Consider the following 15663-nt stretch of genomic DNA (forward strand, 5'->3'; position numbering starts at 1 on the left):
AAAGTAAGAAATTCTACCTTTAAGTGTCTCAATAATAAATGGATATTTATAATTTTTCTTGTAATTCTTCCCATTCTAACATTACTTGTTCTAATTTTTGTTCGGTATTATTTTTTTCCTCAGCTAATTCTGCAGCTTTCATTGGATCATTAAATACTTCTGGCTGAGTTAATTGTGTTTCAATATAAGAAATATGAGTTTCAAATTCTTCAATCTTAGTTTCACATTGTTCAATCTGACGTTCGATTTTACGTTGATGACTTTTCTGTTGTTTTTGACTTGAATATGCTGAAGAAGAAATAGAAGTGTCATTATTGTTATTGGTTTTTGAAGAAGAATTCTTCAATTCTTCTTGAGCTTTTAGTGCAGCAGTTTCTTCAGTTTTCTCAATATAGTATTGATAGTCCCCGAGATATATCTGTCCACCTTCATGATTCAAATCAAATACTTTATTTGCAAGCTGATTAATAAAATATCTATCATGAGAAACAAATATTATTGTACCTTCAAAATGTTTTAACGCTTGTTCTAACATTTCTTTTGAATCGATATCTAAGTGGTTGGTAGGTTCGTCTAAAATCAGCACATTGTCTTTTTGCAACATTAATAAAGCTAATTGCAAACGAGCTTTTTCACCGCCAGATAGGTCATTAATTATTTTTTTAACATCTTCTTGTACAAATAAGAAACGACCTAGTACAGCACGTACATCTTTTTCATTCATAGTAGGGTACTGGTCCCAAACGTAATCTAAAATTGTTTTATTAGATTTGAATTCAGCTTGTTTTTGGTCATAGTAGCCTATTTGAAGATTTGCTCCAAAAGTAATTTCTCCACCAAGTTTGTTTTGCTTATCGGCAATTGTTTTGATAAGTGTCGTTTTTCCTACGCCATTTGGTCCTATTACTGCGATATGATCCCCCTTGAATACTTCGATATTAATAGGTTGAGTGATAGGTGAATCATAACCAATTTTTAGGTCACGAATATGCATGACATCATTGCCTGTATTTCTTTCAAAGCCAAATTGGATATTTGCGCTTCTAGCGTCAATCATTGGCTTATCTATACGTTCCATTTTTTCTAACGTTTTACGTCGACTTTTAGCCATGCCACTTGTTGAAGCGCGTGTAATATTCTTATCAACAAATGTTTCTAATTTTTGAATTTCTTCTTGTTGCTTTTCATACTCTTGCATACGTTTTTCATAGTATTGGTCACGTTGCTCAATAAATTGTTCATAATTACCTACATAACGTTTAACGTCTCCAAGGGCAACATCATAAATTTGAGTAACTATTTTGTCTAGGAAATATCTATCGTGACTAATTATGATAATGGCGCCTTTGAAATATTTTAAATAATCTTCTAACCATTTAGTAGTCTCTAAATCTAAGTGGTTTGTTGGCTCATCTAGCAATAGTAAGTCGGGTTCATTTAATAACATTTGAGCAAGAGAAAGTCGTGTTTTTTGACCACCACTAAAATCATTAATGGGTTTGTTAAAATCACTTTCAGTAAAATTAAGCCCGTGAAGAACTGTTTTTATTTTACTTTCATACTGATAACCTTCAAGTTGTTCAAACCGGTTTGTTAATGATTCATAACGTTCCATATGCTCTTGATAAGTTTTGGTTTCATATTCATTTGTATGTTGTGCCAACCAATCTGTTTCCTCTTTAATTAAGTTTTCCATATTTTTTATATGTTCAAATGGTTTTGACATCTCTTCGAAGACAGTAGCCGTGGAGTTAAGTGTCATTTGTTGCGTGAGGTAACCCATTTTTAAATTTTTTATTTTCGATATATGACCACTATCGTAACCTTCTACGCCGGCTATGATTTTCATTAATGTAGATTTACCTGCACCGTTTCGACCAACGACACCAATTCTTTCACCAGTTTTAACTTCAAAGTCTACATCAGTAAAAATATCTTCACCATCGAACGATTTCGAGATGTCATTAAGTTGTAAAAGTATCATTCGATTCTCACCTTTCTAATTCTATTAAATAGTTATAGACTATATGTAATCAATAAGATTTAAAAAATTTTAATTTTATGTGAATTTTAAATAGTTAAGCATTATTTTTTAATAATAGGGTACATCTACCTCATAAGGTATGACGATTAAGCTATTTATTGACTCAATTATCTTTATTTTACAGCATTCGCGCATTACATGAAACTGAGATATTTATTTTTAAAAATCAATAATGTATAATATTTAAGTATTCATTGAAGGCAATTATTTGTTTATTTAAACGCCTTACAACTTGCACGATAAAACGTTTGAATACATAAATATAATTCATTCAAACTTTAAGGGGGACATATTGGATGCCAGAAAATATTAAAATTCCTCGTGCTACATTAAAGCGTTTACCTTTATATTATAGATTTGTGAGTACATTAAAATCTAAGGGTATCGACCGTGTGAATTCTAAAGCAATCAGTGAAGCTTTACAAATAGATTCGGCAACGATTCGTCGTGATTTTTCATATTTTGGTGAATTAGGTAAAAAAGGCTATGGTTACAACATCGATAGTATGCTTGAATTTTTCAAGTCTGAACTAAGTGAAAGTGATGAAATTAAAATTGCGATAGTAGGTGTTGGTAATCTAGGTCGCGCGTTACTTACTTATAATTTTTCAATACACGCTGAGATGACAATTACTGAAGCTTTCGATATTAGAGAAGATCTAATTGGAGAGAAAGTGGGTAAAGTCGTTGTTAAAAATATCAATGAAATTCAATCTACATTAGCAGCAGAAGAAATTGACGTTGTGATATTAACGACTCCTGAAAGTGTAGCACAACAGGTTGCTGATCAACTCGTTGAAGCGGGTGTGAAAGGTATACTTAACTTTACGCCAAGCAGAGTTAAAACACCACAAGATGTACAAGTTCACCATATTGATTTGGGTATTGAACTACAATCACTATTGTTCTTTATGAAGAACTATAGTAATAATAATTAATAACTTTTAGCATCCTAATTTAGGATGCTACTTTATTATGTAAAAATGATATAGTATACGTAATAAAATAAAGGGGGCACAAGCCATAATGAAATTTGAAGCAAACTGTACATTTAAAGCACATATCCCTCAAATGATAAGGGTTCCTGGAAAATTAGTAATCAATGAGAATACTTTACAATTCAAAGCTTATGGCAAAGAATATACTCCATTTGATATAGAGTTAGATATTAATAAAGTTGTGAGATATAAGTGCTCGAAAGGACTGCTGGGAAGTAAATTATTTGTTTACTATAACAATCATGAGTGGTATAAATTTAGTCATTTTTCAAAAGAGGATTTAAAATCATTGAGTAAAGAATTGAAAATACATTAGGTTTCAAAAAATATTGAACTTGCAATTTTTCATTTTTTCTAATATAATACCTTAGTATTTATATCGGAAATAGGTGATTAAATGACATGGATGATAATTAGTGGACTTATTGTCGGAGTATTATTAGGGTTCGTAATGCAACGAACAAGATTCTGTCTAGCGGGCGGTTTCAGAGACATGTATGTCCAAAAAAGTAATAAAATGTTTTATGCATTGCTCGTAGCTATAACAGTTCAGAGTTTGGGATTACTCATATTAACAAGCTTAGGTATTATTGAAGTGCCTACACATACATTTCCAGTATTAGGGACGATTATAGGATCATTTATATTTGGCGTTGGTATTGTATTAGCTGGTGGCTGTGCCACAGGTACGTGGTATCGTGCTGGCGAAGGTTTAATTGGAAGTTGGGTGGCATTAATTTTATATGCTATAACTTCTGCAATTACTAAAACAGGAGTACTCCTTCCTGTTATGAATATGATTAATAAGCCTACGAACGTGAATGCGAGTGTAAGTCATTCAACAGGGCTTCCTAATTGGGTACTTGTTTTAATTTTAGCAATTATTACAATTACAATGGTTGTGAAAACTATACGTAAACCGAAAGTGATGGTGCCTAAGTTAAAACAAAAATATACAGGTATTAGACACTATTTATTTGAAAGAAAATACCATCCATTTATAGCTGGTATTGCCGTAGGACTTATTGCTTTACTAGCATGGCCCATGAGTGAATCAACTGGTCGACCTTATGGACTTGGGATTACGACTCCATCTGCTAATTTGATTAACTTTCTAATATCCGGTGACACTAAGTTCATCGATTGGGGCGTTTTATTAGTGCTCGGTATCTTTATTGGTTCATATATTGCTGCTAGAGGGTCTAAAGAATTTAAATGGAGACTTCCAGATAAGAAGACGATTCGTAACAGTGCTATTGGTGGCATATTGATGGGATTTGGTGCTTCAGTAGCTGGTGGATGTTCAATTGGTAATGGGTTAGTAGAAACCGCAACAATGAGCTGGCAAGGATGGTTAGGTTTAGCATCAATGATAGTTGGTGTATGGTTCATGAGTTATTTTATTTTTATTAAACCAATGAAAAAGTTTCAACAATCATCTAATGAAAAATCTAAACGTAAACAAGTGAGTCAACAAACTCAGACAACATAAGGTAAGGAGGATAAGAAATTGGTACATGAATTAGGTACTGTTGGAATGGTGTGTCCATTTCCACTTATTGAAGCGCAAAAGAAAATGGAAGAGTTAGAGCAAGGCGATGAATTAAAAATAGACTTTGATTGTACGCAGGCAACAGAAGCCTTACCAAACTGGGCAGCTGAAAATGGATATCCAGTCACTAATTATGAACAATTAGATGATGCTTCTTGGACGATAACTATTCAAAAACCTTAAATTTAATTTAGACGTAAGCTAGTGATATCATACGATGTCACTGGCTTTTTTATTTTAATATATTCAAATACTCAAGTTATGATGTCACTTAATCTTACAATTAGTGTAATTTTATCTTACCGATTTTTGCACTTCTACTAAACACTCTTTATGATGTTGCTAAAGGAAGTGGTAAGAATGAATATGGATGATACAATTTTCTTATTTCTATGTACATTATTAGTTTGGTTAATGACTCCAGGATTAAGTTTATTTTATGGAGGTCTAGTCCAATCTAAGAATGCATTAAATACAGTAATGCAAAGTATGGCTGCAATAGTTATCGTTACCTTTGCGTGGATGATTATTGGTTTTTCTATTAGTTTTGATCAAGGTAATGATTGGTTAGGTGGCTTAAAATTTCTAGGTCTAAACCATGTAGGCTTTGCTATTTCTAAAACTATTAGCCCTCATGTCCCTCTCGCACTCTTCATGTTATTCCAAATGATGTTCTGTACTATAGCAGTTTCTATTTTATCAGGTTCAATTGCTGAAAAAATGAGATTTATCCCTTATCTTATTTTTGTCGGTTTATGGGTTGTATTTATCTATAGTCCAGTAGCTCACTGGGTGTGGGGCGGCGGATGGATTAGTAAACTCGGTGCTATTGATTATGCCGGGGGTACAGTTGTGCATATTACCTCAGGGGTGTCTGGTCTTATATTAGGAATAATGATTGGTGTAGGTAAAAAGCAAGAGAAACATACCCCACATAACTTACTAATAACTCTCATCGGAGGTATTTTAGTATGGTTGGGTTGGTATGGCTTTAATGTAGGTAGTGCATTTACTTTCGACCAAATCGCAATGGTTTCATTTGTTAACACAGTCATCGCTGCAAGTGCAGGTGCGCTAGGATGGTTAATTTTAGAGTATGCTTTGAAAAAAACGACAAGTCTTTTAGGATTATTATCAGGCGCTTTATCAGGTCTCGTTGCTATTACTCCAGCAGCAGGTTATGTTAACTATTTAAGTGCCATGATCATAGCTATAATTGGTGGTATCGGTTGTTATGTCGTTATTAATTTAATTAAAGTGAAGTTACAATATAATGATGCTCTAGATGCATTTGGTATTCATGGTGTAGGGGGAGTATTAGGCGCAGTTTTAACAGGTGTGTTCCAGTCTCATAAAGTAAATGATGCTATTGAAAATGGACTCATATATACAGGTAACTTTAAAGTCATTTGCATTCAATTAGCAGCAGCAATAGCAACTGTCGTATTTAGTGCAATAGTTACATACATGATAGCTAGAGTAATTAAATCATTCACTCCTTTAGCAACTACTGAAGAGGAGGATAAAACAGGTCTTGATGCAATCGTTCATGGAGAAAAGGCCTACTTCTATGGCGAATTGAACAAATTCAATCGCCGTATGAAATTTTAAAAATTATTTTCAAAAATAAATACACTCACCTTCATATCAATTAAACTTTAGTATTTAAAATGTAATTGATTTAAGTATTTAAAGCGATTACATATGTGATAGAATAAGTTTAAGTTATTGAATATATGATAGGTGAGTTTTCTTATGAAAAATATTTCTGATATCGCCAAGCTAGCGGGTGTATCAAAAAGTACTGTTTCAAGGTTTTTAAACAATGGATCCGTTAGTAATAAAACAAAAGAAAAGCTGACAAAAATTATTAAAGAGTATGATTATCAACCTAATCAATTTGCTCAAAGTTTAAGAGCAAGACGTACAAATCTTATTGGAGCAATTATTCCACGTATGAATTCATTCGCAGTTGATGAAACTATTAAAGGTGTCATCAACCAATGTCATTTACATAACTATCAACTCTTATTAAATTATACTGGACTTGAACTAGAAGCAGAACTTGCAGCATTAGAAACATTATCAAGAAGTAAAGTAGATGGTATTGTTTTAATGGCTACAAACATTACTGAACAACATATTCAAATTATAGAAAAGATTAACGTACCGGTTATTATTGTAGGGCAAGAACATGCACAATTGCATAGTATATATCATGATGATTACCAAGCTGGATTTGAAATAGGTATGAGAATAGGTCAAAAAGGACTACACCAAGTCACTTTATTTAGCGTTAGTGAACGTGATGTTGCTGTTGGTATTAAACGTAAAAAGGGACTAATAGATGCTCTAAAACAATATAATATTGAACCTAAGATTTATGAAACTACATTTAAATATGAAGAAGCTCTGGTAGATGTTGAGAGATATTTATCCAATATAACGGAAGTTGATGCAATTGTCGGTGCAACGGATTCAATTGCCTTAGCAATTCACAAATTTTGTGCGGATCATAAGAAAGATCTATCTCCTCATGCAATTTTTGGATTTGGTGGTGATCCAATGACACAAGTAGTGTCTCCGATAATTGAAACAATTCACTTAAATTATAAAGAAGCAGGAGAGCAAGCACTTAAAGAAATTAATCAATTATTAAATCATCAAACTACAGAACTTAAAATAAAAATTCCTGTCATTAAGTAAAAGGTGAGGGATTTTTATTTTATAATAATTTGGAACCGATACCACTACGATGATTAAATTTGTTAAGATATATACTTAAGAAAATTTATTTATCATAAAAACGTTAAAGTATTGTGGTTTTCATTTTCATAAATAAGCGTTCTTAACAAAAATTCTACATCGTAGTGTTAAGCTAATATGTTAAAATAATAAAGTTAAGTAAAAGTCAAATCAGTCGAGATTAGGAGTGAAAACATGGCGGAATGGACACGTGAAGCACGTTATCAACGAATAGAGGATGTTGATACAGAGACATTTAAAAATTTAAAACAACGAGTCGATGCTTCTCCTTATAGACAGACATACCATATTCAGCCTGAAACAGGATTGCTCAATGATCCAAATGGTCTCATTTATTATGACGGCTATTATTACATATCACATCAATGGTTCCCTCTAGGGGCGGTTCATGGTTTGAAATATTGGTTTAATTATAAAAGTGATGATTTAGTACATTTCAAAGCACAAGGTCCTATATTAGAGCCTGACACAAAATATGATAGTCATGGTGTTTATAGTGGTAGTGCATTTGAGTTTAATGGTCATCTTTATTACATTTATACCGGTAATCATAGAGACAATTATTGGAAACGTACCTCCAGTCAAATGATTGCTCGCGTTAAAGAAGATGGTTCAGTTGAGAAGTTTCCTAAACCAGTAATTCATGGACAACCTGATGGATACACAAGTCATTTTAGAGATCCTAAAGTGTTTAAAAAAGATGATCAATTGTATGCAATTATAGGAGCCCAAAATAATAATGAACAAGGGCGGTTACTACTATATCAAAGTGATGATGTTGTTAACTGGACATTTCTTGGTGAAATTCAAACGAATTTAAATCATTTTGGTTACATGTGGGAATGCCCTGATTATTTCGAATTAGATGGACAGGGTGTTATTTTATTTTGTCCGCAAGGGATTGAAGCGGATGGAAATAAATATCGCAATATTTATCAATCTGGCTACATGATCGGTCATTTAAATATTGAAAATATGACATTTGATCATCAAGAGTTTCAAGAGTTAGATAGAGGCTTTGATTTTTATGCACCTCAAACATTTATAGATAAAGATGGAAAACGCATATTAATTGGTTGGATGGGCTTACCAGAAAGTGATTATCCGACAGATAGTGAAGGTTGGGCACATTGTTTAACGATTCCAAGAGAACTTACTCTCGAAAATGGTAAATTAAAGCAACGACCATTAAAAGCTCTAGAAACTTTAAGAACGAACAAAGAGACTGCATTAGGGTATGCAAATAAATTTAACCGCAAATTGCACCCCTATGAAGGCAAACAATATGAAATGATTATTGATATTTTAGAAAATGATGCAACTGAAATTTATTTTGAGCTTAGAAGTTCTAGAAATGAGTCTACATTGATTACCTATAATCAACGTGAGAATTCGCTCACATTAGATCGGTCAGAAAGTGGTTTATTACCTACAAATGTGGATGGCACAACGCGTTCAACCATTTTAGATACACCTTTAAACCAGTTACACATTTTTGCAGATACGTCGAGTATAGAAATATTTTGTAATAATGGTGAACGTGTACTTACATCCCGTATTTTCCCAAGTGAAGCTTCTACGGGTATCAAAGCATCTACTGAGTCAGGACAAGTATATTTACAATTTACGAAATTTGAACTAAAGGGATGATATATAATGAGAAGGTTGTTTGCAATAGGTGAAGCACTTATCGATTTTATACCACATGTCACAAATTCAGAACTTAAAGACGTAGAACAATTTAGTCGTCAGGTAGGTGGGGCACCTTGTAACGTAGCAGCAACAGTGAGTAAACTAGGTGGTCATTCCGAAATGGTCACGCAATTAGGACATGATGCATTTGGTGACATTATTGTTGAAACCATTGAACGCATTGGTGTAGGTGTAGACTATATTCAACGTACCAATGAAGCAAATACAGCACTAGCTTTTGTAAGTTTAAAAGAAGATGGTCAGCGAGATTTCTCGTTTTATCGTAAGCCTTCTGCTGACATGCTTTATGATCCCTCACATATTGAAGATATAGAGGTTACTGATCAAGACATTCTACATTTCTGTTCTGTGGATTTAGTTGAAAGTTTAATGAAACAAGCACATTCAAAAATGATTGAAAAATTTGAGAAGGCTAATGGAACGATAGTATTTGATCCTAATGTACGCTTACCTTTATGGGAAGACCCAGAAGCATGTCGTCAAGCAATTCATGAATTTATTCCTAAAGCGAATGTAGTAAAAGTTTCAGATGAAGAACTAGAATTTATAACAGGAATGAAAGATGAAACTAAAGCTATACAGTCACTATTTAAAGGTAACGTGGCTGTAGTGATTTATACTAAAGGTCCGAAAGGGGCACAAGCGTTTACTAAGAACCAATTTACTATAGAACATCAAGGTTTCAAAGTTAAAGCTATAGATACTACAGGTGCCGGTGATGCCTTTATAGGAGCCGTTATTAGTCGTATATTATCTTCAGATATTATTGATGTTGCTCAATTATTTGAAAATGAAGGTAATAGCATTCTCGAATTTGGTAATAAAGTGGCAGCTATAACAACTACAAGATATGGCGCCATTGAAAGTTTACCCACAACAGAAGAAATTGAAAAAGGTTCCTAAACTCATAAAGAAACCCAGCTTATTCACTATAGAGTGATAAATAAGCTGGGTATTTTAAAGTGTGTTAGATTTTTTTAACATTACGCACAGACGCGAAACAATTTTCACCATTTTTGAAATAAACGATACGCTCTTTAGAATCAATCGATTCAATGTTATGTCTATTCACTACAAAGCTGTTATGACATCTAAAGAAACGTTCATCAAGTTGAGCTAACTCTTTAAGATTACCGTAAAATTCAATTTGACGGTTATCTAAGTGTGCGATTAATCTGTGTGACTTAGTTGATGATTCAAAGAACATAATATCGTCATATTGAACATACACAGAGTTACTACCACGTTTTAACTCAATTGTTTCAACATTACTTTCTTTAGATAGCAACTTAAGACGTGTATGAGCAGTTTCAAGACAGTCAATGATTCTTGTTTTTAGTTCTGAAGGATCATCTTTGAAAATGAAATCCATAGCAGCCACTTTATAAACAAAAGTGAGATAAGTAAGTTCGCTGTGACTTGTTACAAAAATAATGTTACCCACAGGGTCATGTTTACGAATTTCACTACCAAGTTTAATACCATTCATATCAGCTTCTAATTGAATGTCTAAGAAATAACAACCAATATCATTCATTTCTTTTGATTGCTCAAGCACTTCATAAGGATCATCAGTTGCGAGAGCTAGTTCCATAGGTTTTTCTTCTATCATGATGTAATTTTTGATAATTGAAACCATGTTTTCTCTTTGTCTAGGATCGTCTTCGCAAACGAATATCTTCATCTATATTTCACATCCTTATGCTTCCGTATTAATAATTTCTACTTTTTGAACGAAATATCCATTTTCGATAACAGTATCTAATAGGACGTTCTCATTTTGGTCAGTCAGTTCTTTAAGCGTAGATAGACCTAACCCTCTGTTATCGCCTTTAGTTGAAAAGCCTTCTTCAAATAATTCATGTATTTTAGGGGTATCATCGCTACATTTATTCATCACAATGAATGTAACAGATTCTTCATTATTAATAAAAGCAATTTGAATAAGTGGATCATCAAGAACTTCTGAAGCTTCAATGGCATTATCCAAAATAATTCCTGAAATACGGCTGAACTCTATAGTGTTCATTTCGATTTTATCAATTTCATCAGGAACCTCTATACTAATCGGTATTGCTTTCTCTTGAGCTTGAAGAATTTTAGTAGTAATTAACCCTTTAATTTCTCTAACTTTAAGATTTTCAATACCATTTATTTTTATAGAGCGCGTTTTCATATTATCCTTCATAGGAACAATTTGTTCATTGAAATATTTTTTAAGACCTTGCATATCATCTTCACGAATAAAATCTGAAAGCGTAGAAAGAATATTGACGTAATCATGTCGGAACTTACGCATCTCATTATTGATACTTTCGATACGTAGCGTATATTCATAGTACGTTTCAATTTCTTCAAGATTACGCTTATACTTCATTTCACGTAGAGTGAACGTTGACATGATTAGAATTACTACACTTAAAAATACGATAAGAGCTACTAATAAGACAGCGTATAATTTGAGACTGTCATTTGCTTGCATATCTGTTTGAGAAACCATATAAAGTAAAATAAAAGATACTAATAGTACAATAGTAATAATAAATAAGTATCTTTTATTGAGTGATAGGTATGATTCTTTAAGTTTTTTAAATAATAATTGAGTTAAATAAGCTATAATTAGAGCTATAACTACAAAGAAACTGAAGTGTATCGTTAATAAAACTAATCTATTGGGAATCCAATCTTTTATAGTTAAATATATGTATACCGTTATGAAATTAGTTAAATATAAAATCATATTGGTGAATAAAACAACAATCACGGAATATAACTTAATCTTGGTGTAGAAGAATATTGTAATAATTATTACTAAAGCAATAAGAGCTTTACTATGCCAAAAATAATAAAGTATAGTAGAAGGGATTACAATCGATAAAATGATTAAATAATCCCTCAAATTAAACTTCATATTAATAATAACTTTTGTAACCCAAAATATTAAAAAAACCTGTAGGGCTGCAAATGGTAAAAAATTAATTTCATCCATAACTTACACACTTTCTGTAAAGTTTACTCGTAAAGTTTAGATAATTCCTTAGGTACCTCAGGTTCATCGAAATAAGAAGCGCATGGATTTGCTCCTGCTACAAAACCAATGAATTCAAATATCATAGTAAAGAATTTTATAAATAAATTAAATAATCCTTCCATAATCATGTATCCTCCTTAGGGAAAAAAATAGATAATAGTGTCAATGACTCTAAAAATTCGCCAAATAAAATAAGTTTATTAACTGGCTCAAATGTAACGAATGAAACTACTAGAATAAAGCAATATAAAACAATGGAGAGTATTTTCTTACGTTTTAGTAGGCGTTTAGGTATGGGTTGTTTTTTCGTTGCTGCAGGTGCATTCTTAATAACTATAATAAAACCTATCAATGCCAAAAATAATAATATTAGATATTTTACATCAAACTTTATTATCAAATATGGGAATAAAATAAAAAGAATTATATTTTGAATATGACATAATAGGGATGATTTTGCGTGTGCACCATGAGCATTACTTCTAATTAAAAAATAACTTAAATGAGTTAAAAGTGTGTAATAAAAAGTCTGGAAAATTAATGCTAACCCGTATACAATAATTGTTTTTTCAATATTTGTTAATACTACCTGCATACCTAAGCGAACTTTCAAAAATTGTATATGATCTAAGTTGTTTTTGCGTTGTAAATAGTTAGCAAATTCATCAATTTTTCTATCTATTATATTCAATCGTCTATTACTCTCCTCATAATACATTATACAATTTTGCGCAACTCATTTTAAATATTATGCCTAACTGTTTAAAAAATATACCTAAGTGTTATTTTTAATTCCCAAGTGATATTTTAACATAAATAGAAATACACTTAAGTACATTTTTTGACGAGTTAAGGAATTATCGTACTTTAATGTAAAAACCATGTTTTAATAGACTCATATCACAGAGATGTGATAGAAAGATAGTTGAAAAATTTGCTTAATCTTAATTGAATGATTCTTCCCAAATCATTCAAATCCATTATTTAGTTGGAAGGAGTGAAGTGTAATGGCTGCAGATATCGTATCTACAATCAGTGATTTCATTAAATGGATCATTGATACAATTAAAAAATTCAAAAAATAAGTTTTGAATTCTTTCATTGTAACTTTGTTTTCTTCGTATAGTATGACTAAGTAATGGGTTGTTAAGCCATCCCAACTTAATAACCCAAAGTTAATAGCAAGTGAGCAGCATTTGCTATAAAGCTGTAGTTTCCTTGGACTCAGTGTTACGTATTATTCTTAGCTACCTTTAATTAGGTAATTATTTCTAGCATGTAAGCTATCGTAAACAACATTCAATTTATCATTAATAAAATAGATAAATTCACTAAAATTTTTTCATAATTAATAACATCCCCAAAAAATAGATTGAAAAAATAACTGTAAAAACATTCCCTTAATAATAAGTTATCAAAGCCGTGAGTCCCTCCCAAGCTCACGGCTTAATTTTATTTATATAAATTAGGTTTTAGATTTCTAAGTACAGGTATAGACTCTCTTTGTTGATCAACCAATTCTAAATCTACATTAGTGGTGAGGACACCTTCATCACTGCCCAATTCTTGAACAATCTCACCATTTGGATTGATAACTGTCGAATATCCAGCGTACTCCGTGTTTCCATCATTACCGCAACCATTAGCTGCAACTACATACATATCATTTTCAATAGCTCTTGCTTTAAGCAATGCCAACCAATGATTAAGTCTAGCACTAGGCCATTGTGCAACGTAAAATGCAATTTTAGCACCATTTTTAGCTGGATATCTTAACAATTCAGGAAACCGTAAATCATAGCATATGATTTGTGTAGCTAGGGTACCATCTGACAATTGAAAAGGTTCAGGTACTTTATTGCCATCAGTCAGAAACTCAGGTTCTCTAAGCATTGGTACAAGATGGACTTTATCGTACTCATTTATTAACTCACCATCTTTATTCACTGAAAATGCCGTATTATACACGTTATTGTCTCTAATATTTGATACAGAACCTGCAATAATATCAACATTGAATTGTTTAGCCAGTTGAGCTATAAATGAAAAACTTCGTTTTAAATTAGTATCTGCTTTAACCTTTAAATCCTCTAAAGCGTATCCGTTGTTCCACATTTCAGGTAAAACAACGACCTCCGTATCATCGTTCAAGTATTCTTTAAACCATTTTTTTATTTTGGATTCATTTTCATTAGCATTTCCATAAGTTATATGAAATTGAAAAAGTTGAATTTTCATCTTCTTCACTCCCTATTACGAGTTATTTATAAGATACTAAAGTTACGTATTAAACGCAAAAAAGCGTCTGTGTAATACCTACACAGACGCAGTTAATTAAATTATTTTTTAATAATAAAACGATCTTCTACAGGTTTAATTTCTTTTTCATTCGCACTCTCACGTACATCACCGAAAGGCATTTGTGCGATTAATTTCCATGTATTCGGAATATCAAATTGGCTTGCAGTAGATTCGTCTACAATTGGATTATAGTGTTGTAAAGATGCACCGATGCCTTTAGTAGCTAAAGCAGTCCAAATAGCATACTGATGCATCGCGTTAGCTTGGTTTGACCAAATTTCAAAGTTTTCATAGAAGTTAGGCATTTTATCTTGTAATGCATTAATAACACTTTGATCTTCATAATAAAGAATTGTGCCATGAGAATGTTTGAAATTATCAATTTTTTGGCGAGTAGGTTCAAAATCTCTGTCAGGACCCATTGTTTCTTTTAAAATAGATTTTGTATTTTCCCAGAATTGTTCATTTTTGTCATTCAAAAGTAAAACTATTCTTGTTGATTGAGAGTTGAATGCAGAAGGTACATGCTTTACAGCATGTGCGATTAATTCTTCTAGTTCTTCATCACTAATAGATATTGTTTTTTCTAAATTATAAATAGTTCTTCTAGTTTCAATTGCTTCGTTAAATGATTGTTCATTTTCAGTATTATTAAAAATCCCCATTTTTAAAATACTCCTTTGCTTTTGATTTATACATACTATAATAATTATACTTTTCATAATGCACAAATAATTACTATGAAATTTCAACAAGATTAATATTCATTTTCAAAAGTCTTATTTGAATGCAAAAATCTAATATTTTCTATATACTAAAGATGATAAAAGAATTTAAAGAGGAGGTGATTGACTTATGAATAACAATAAAATCAAGCATTCGTTTGTATTAACAGGTTTTGCATTTATGTTGAGTACACCCTTATTTGATAATCATGCACATGCAGCAGAGGAGAATATACAGCCCATTTCTTCGAATAATGATATTAATAAAGCAGAATCTGAAAATCAGACTTTTAGTGACGACAATTCAATAAGTCATCAGCCTCAATCTAATGAAAATAACATAAATCCACTTGCAACTTCTGAAAATGATGAGAACGGAGAGTCTGATTCGAATGCAATAAATGATTTAAATTCAGACTCAGACAACGACACGGATTTAGATAGCGATTCAGATTCAGATAGTGACTCAGACTCAGACAGTGCTTCCGACTCAGATAACGATTCAGATTCAGATAGTGCTTCTGACTCAGATA

16 protein-coding genes and 1 pseudogene are annotated in these 15663 nt (G+C 31.9%); 10 read left to right on the forward strand and 7 right to left on the reverse strand.

The window, feature by feature from the left end:
- Positions 1 to 46: 46 nt before the first annotated feature.
- Positions 47 to 1984 carry an ABC-F family ATP-binding cassette domain-containing protein gene (locus HMPREF3154_RS02470; protein ID WP_023349998.1) on the reverse strand — a complete coding sequence of 646 codons (1938 nt, stop codon included), beginning with the start codon at positions 1982 to 1984 and terminating at the stop codon, positions 47 to 49.
- A gap of 356 nt (positions 1985 to 2340) precedes the next feature.
- On the opposite strand from HMPREF3154_RS02470, the gene HMPREF3154_RS02475 reads away from it, so the two are divergent.
- From HMPREF3154_RS02475 to HMPREF3154_RS02510, 8 genes are all read left to right on the forward strand, one after another.
- A complete protein-coding gene (locus HMPREF3154_RS02475; RefSeq protein WP_002436898.1) occupies positions 2341 to 2982 on the forward strand; it encodes a redox-sensing transcriptional repressor Rex in 642 nt (213 codons plus the stop codon).
- Between the two features lie 88 nt (positions 2983 to 3070).
- On the forward strand, positions 3071 to 3358 hold the full coding sequence (locus HMPREF3154_RS02480) for a hypothetical protein (protein WP_002436909.1): 288 nt from the start codon (positions 3071 to 3073) through the stop codon (positions 3356 to 3358).
- Positions 3359 to 3439: 81 nt separating this feature from the next.
- On the forward strand, positions 3440 to 4534 hold the full coding sequence (locus HMPREF3154_RS02485) for a YeeE/YedE family protein (protein WP_023349999.1): 1095 nt from the start codon (positions 3440 to 3442) through the stop codon (positions 4532 to 4534).
- 18 nt (positions 4535 to 4552) lie between these two features.
- On the forward strand, positions 4553 to 4777 hold the full coding sequence (locus HMPREF3154_RS02490; RefSeq protein ID WP_023350000.1) for a sulfurtransferase TusA family protein: 225 nt from the start codon (positions 4553 to 4555) through the stop codon (positions 4775 to 4777).
- Between the two features lie 177 nt (positions 4778 to 4954).
- Positions 4955 to 6205 carry an ammonium transporter gene (locus HMPREF3154_RS02495; RefSeq protein WP_023350001.1) on the forward strand — a complete coding sequence of 417 codons (1251 nt, stop codon included), beginning with the start codon at positions 4955 to 4957 and terminating at the stop codon, positions 6203 to 6205.
- A gap of 144 nt (positions 6206 to 6349) precedes the next feature.
- On the forward strand, positions 6350 to 7300 hold the full coding sequence (locus HMPREF3154_RS02500) for a LacI family DNA-binding transcriptional regulator (RefSeq protein WP_023350002.1): 951 nt from the start codon (positions 6350 to 6352) through the stop codon (positions 7298 to 7300).
- A gap of 234 nt (positions 7301 to 7534) precedes the next feature.
- The gene (locus HMPREF3154_RS02505; protein WP_070474308.1) at positions 7535 to 9010 is read left to right on the forward strand and encodes a sucrose-6-phosphate hydrolase; all 1476 of its coding nucleotides are present in this window, start codon (positions 7535 to 7537) and stop codon (positions 9008 to 9010) included.
- 6 nt (positions 9011 to 9016) lie between these two features.
- Positions 9017 to 9976, forward strand: coding sequence for a carbohydrate kinase family protein (locus HMPREF3154_RS02510; RefSeq protein ID WP_023350003.1), 960 nt, complete (start codon positions 9017 to 9019; stop codon positions 9974 to 9976).
- A 64-nt stretch (positions 9977 to 10040) separates the two neighbouring features.
- Here HMPREF3154_RS02510 and agrA read toward each other — a convergent pair whose 3' ends face one another.
- The 4 genes from agrA to HMPREF3154_RS02530 are packed head-to-tail and all read right to left on the reverse strand — an operon-like array spanning position 10041 to position 12795.
- Entirely contained in the window at positions 10041 to 10757 is a 717-nt protein-coding gene (gene agrA / locus HMPREF3154_RS02515; protein ID WP_002436958.1) for a quorum-sensing response regulator AgrA, read from the reverse strand.
- Between the two features lie 15 nt (positions 10758 to 10772).
- Positions 10773 to 12062, reverse strand: coding sequence for a quorum-sensing sensor histidine kinase AgrC (gene agrC, locus HMPREF3154_RS02520; protein ID WP_002436956.1), 1290 nt, complete (start codon positions 12060 to 12062; stop codon positions 10773 to 10775).
- A 23-nt stretch (positions 12063 to 12085) separates the two neighbouring features.
- Positions 12086 to 12226 carry a cyclic lactone autoinducer peptide AgrD gene (agrD, locus tag HMPREF3154_RS02525; RefSeq protein ID WP_030063609.1) on the reverse strand — a complete coding sequence of 47 codons (141 nt, stop codon included), beginning with the start codon at positions 12224 to 12226 and terminating at the stop codon, positions 12086 to 12088.
- Between the two features lie 2 nt (positions 12227 to 12228).
- On the reverse strand, positions 12229 to 12795 hold the full coding sequence (locus tag HMPREF3154_RS02530; protein WP_002436953.1) for an accessory gene regulator AgrB: 567 nt from the start codon (positions 12793 to 12795) through the stop codon (positions 12229 to 12231).
- Positions 12796 to 13111: 316 nt separating this feature from the next.
- On the opposite strand from HMPREF3154_RS02530, the gene HMPREF3154_RS11760 reads away from it, so the two are divergent.
- Entirely contained in the window at positions 13112 to 13189 is a 78-nt protein-coding gene (locus HMPREF3154_RS11760; RefSeq protein WP_049307263.1) for a delta-lysin family phenol-soluble modulin, read from the forward strand.
- A 367-nt stretch (positions 13190 to 13556) separates the two neighbouring features.
- On the opposite strand, the gene HMPREF3154_RS02535 is transcribed toward HMPREF3154_RS11760, so the two are convergent.
- Both HMPREF3154_RS02535 and HMPREF3154_RS02540 read right to left on the reverse strand, forming a co-directional pair.
- On the reverse strand, positions 13557 to 14342 hold the full coding sequence (locus HMPREF3154_RS02535; RefSeq protein ID WP_002436943.1) for a carbon-nitrogen family hydrolase: 786 nt from the start codon (positions 14340 to 14342) through the stop codon (positions 13557 to 13559).
- Between the two features lie 101 nt (positions 14343 to 14443).
- Positions 14444 to 15070: a nitroreductase family protein gene (locus tag HMPREF3154_RS02540; protein WP_002436950.1), complete on the reverse strand. Its 627-nt coding sequence runs from the start codon at positions 15068 to 15070 to the stop codon at positions 14444 to 14446.
- Positions 15071 to 15260: 190 nt separating this feature from the next.
- On the opposite strand from HMPREF3154_RS02540, the pseudogene HMPREF3154_RS11490 reads away from it, so the two are divergent.
- Positions 15261 to 15663: pseudogene (locus HMPREF3154_RS11490) on the forward strand (fibrinogen-binding protein); the annotation flags it as partial.

The sequence above is a fragment of the Staphylococcus sp. HMSC06C11 genome, assembly GCF_001808345.1.
GTDB lineage: Bacteria > Bacillota > Bacilli > Staphylococcales > Staphylococcaceae > Staphylococcus > Staphylococcus capitis.

Excerpts from the sequence above, each read along its gene's own strand:
- HMPREF3154_RS02470 (WP_023349998.1), bottom strand. The coding sequence starts at position 1,984 with ATGATACTTTTACAACTTAATGACATCTCGAAATCGTTCGATGGTGAA.
- HMPREF3154_RS02475 (WP_002436898.1), top strand. The coding sequence starts at position 2,341 with ATGCCAGAAAATATTAAAATTCCTCGTGCTACATTAAAGCGTTTACCT.
- HMPREF3154_RS02480 (WP_002436909.1), top strand. The coding sequence starts at position 3,071 with ATGAAATTTGAAGCAAACTGTACATTTAAAGCACATATCCCTCAAATG.
- HMPREF3154_RS02485 (WP_023349999.1), top strand. The coding sequence starts at position 3,440 with ATGACATGGATGATAATTAGTGGACTTATTGTCGGAGTATTATTAGGG.
- HMPREF3154_RS02495 (WP_023350001.1), top strand. The coding sequence starts at position 4,955 with ATGAATATGGATGATACAATTTTCTTATTTCTATGTACATTATTAGTT.
- HMPREF3154_RS02500 (WP_023350002.1), top strand. The coding sequence starts at position 6,350 with ATGAAAAATATTTCTGATATCGCCAAGCTAGCGGGTGTATCAAAAAGT.
- HMPREF3154_RS02505 (WP_070474308.1), top strand. The coding sequence starts at position 7,535 with ATGGCGGAATGGACACGTGAAGCACGTTATCAACGAATAGAGGATGTT.
- HMPREF3154_RS02510 (WP_023350003.1), top strand. The coding sequence starts at position 9,017 with ATGAGAAGGTTGTTTGCAATAGGTGAAGCACTTATCGATTTTATACCA.
- agrA (WP_002436958.1), bottom strand. The coding sequence starts at position 10,757 with ATGAAGATATTCGTTTGCGAAGACGATCCTAGACAAAGAGAAAACATG.
- agrC (WP_002436956.1), bottom strand. The coding sequence starts at position 12,062 with ATGGATGAAATTAATTTTTTACCATTTGCAGCCCTACAGGTTTTTTTA.
- agrD (WP_030063609.1), bottom strand. The coding sequence starts at position 12,226 with ATGGAAGGATTATTTAATTTATTTATAAAATTCTTTACTATGATATTT.
- HMPREF3154_RS11760 (WP_049307263.1), top strand. The coding sequence starts at position 13,112 with ATGGCTGCAGATATCGTATCTACAATCAGTGATTTCATTAAATGGATC.
- HMPREF3154_RS02535 (WP_002436943.1), bottom strand. The coding sequence starts at position 14,342 with ATGAAAATTCAACTTTTTCAATTTCATATAACTTATGGAAATGCTAAT.
- HMPREF3154_RS02540 (WP_002436950.1), bottom strand. The coding sequence starts at position 15,070 with ATGGGGATTTTTAATAATACTGAAAATGAACAATCATTTAACGAAGCA.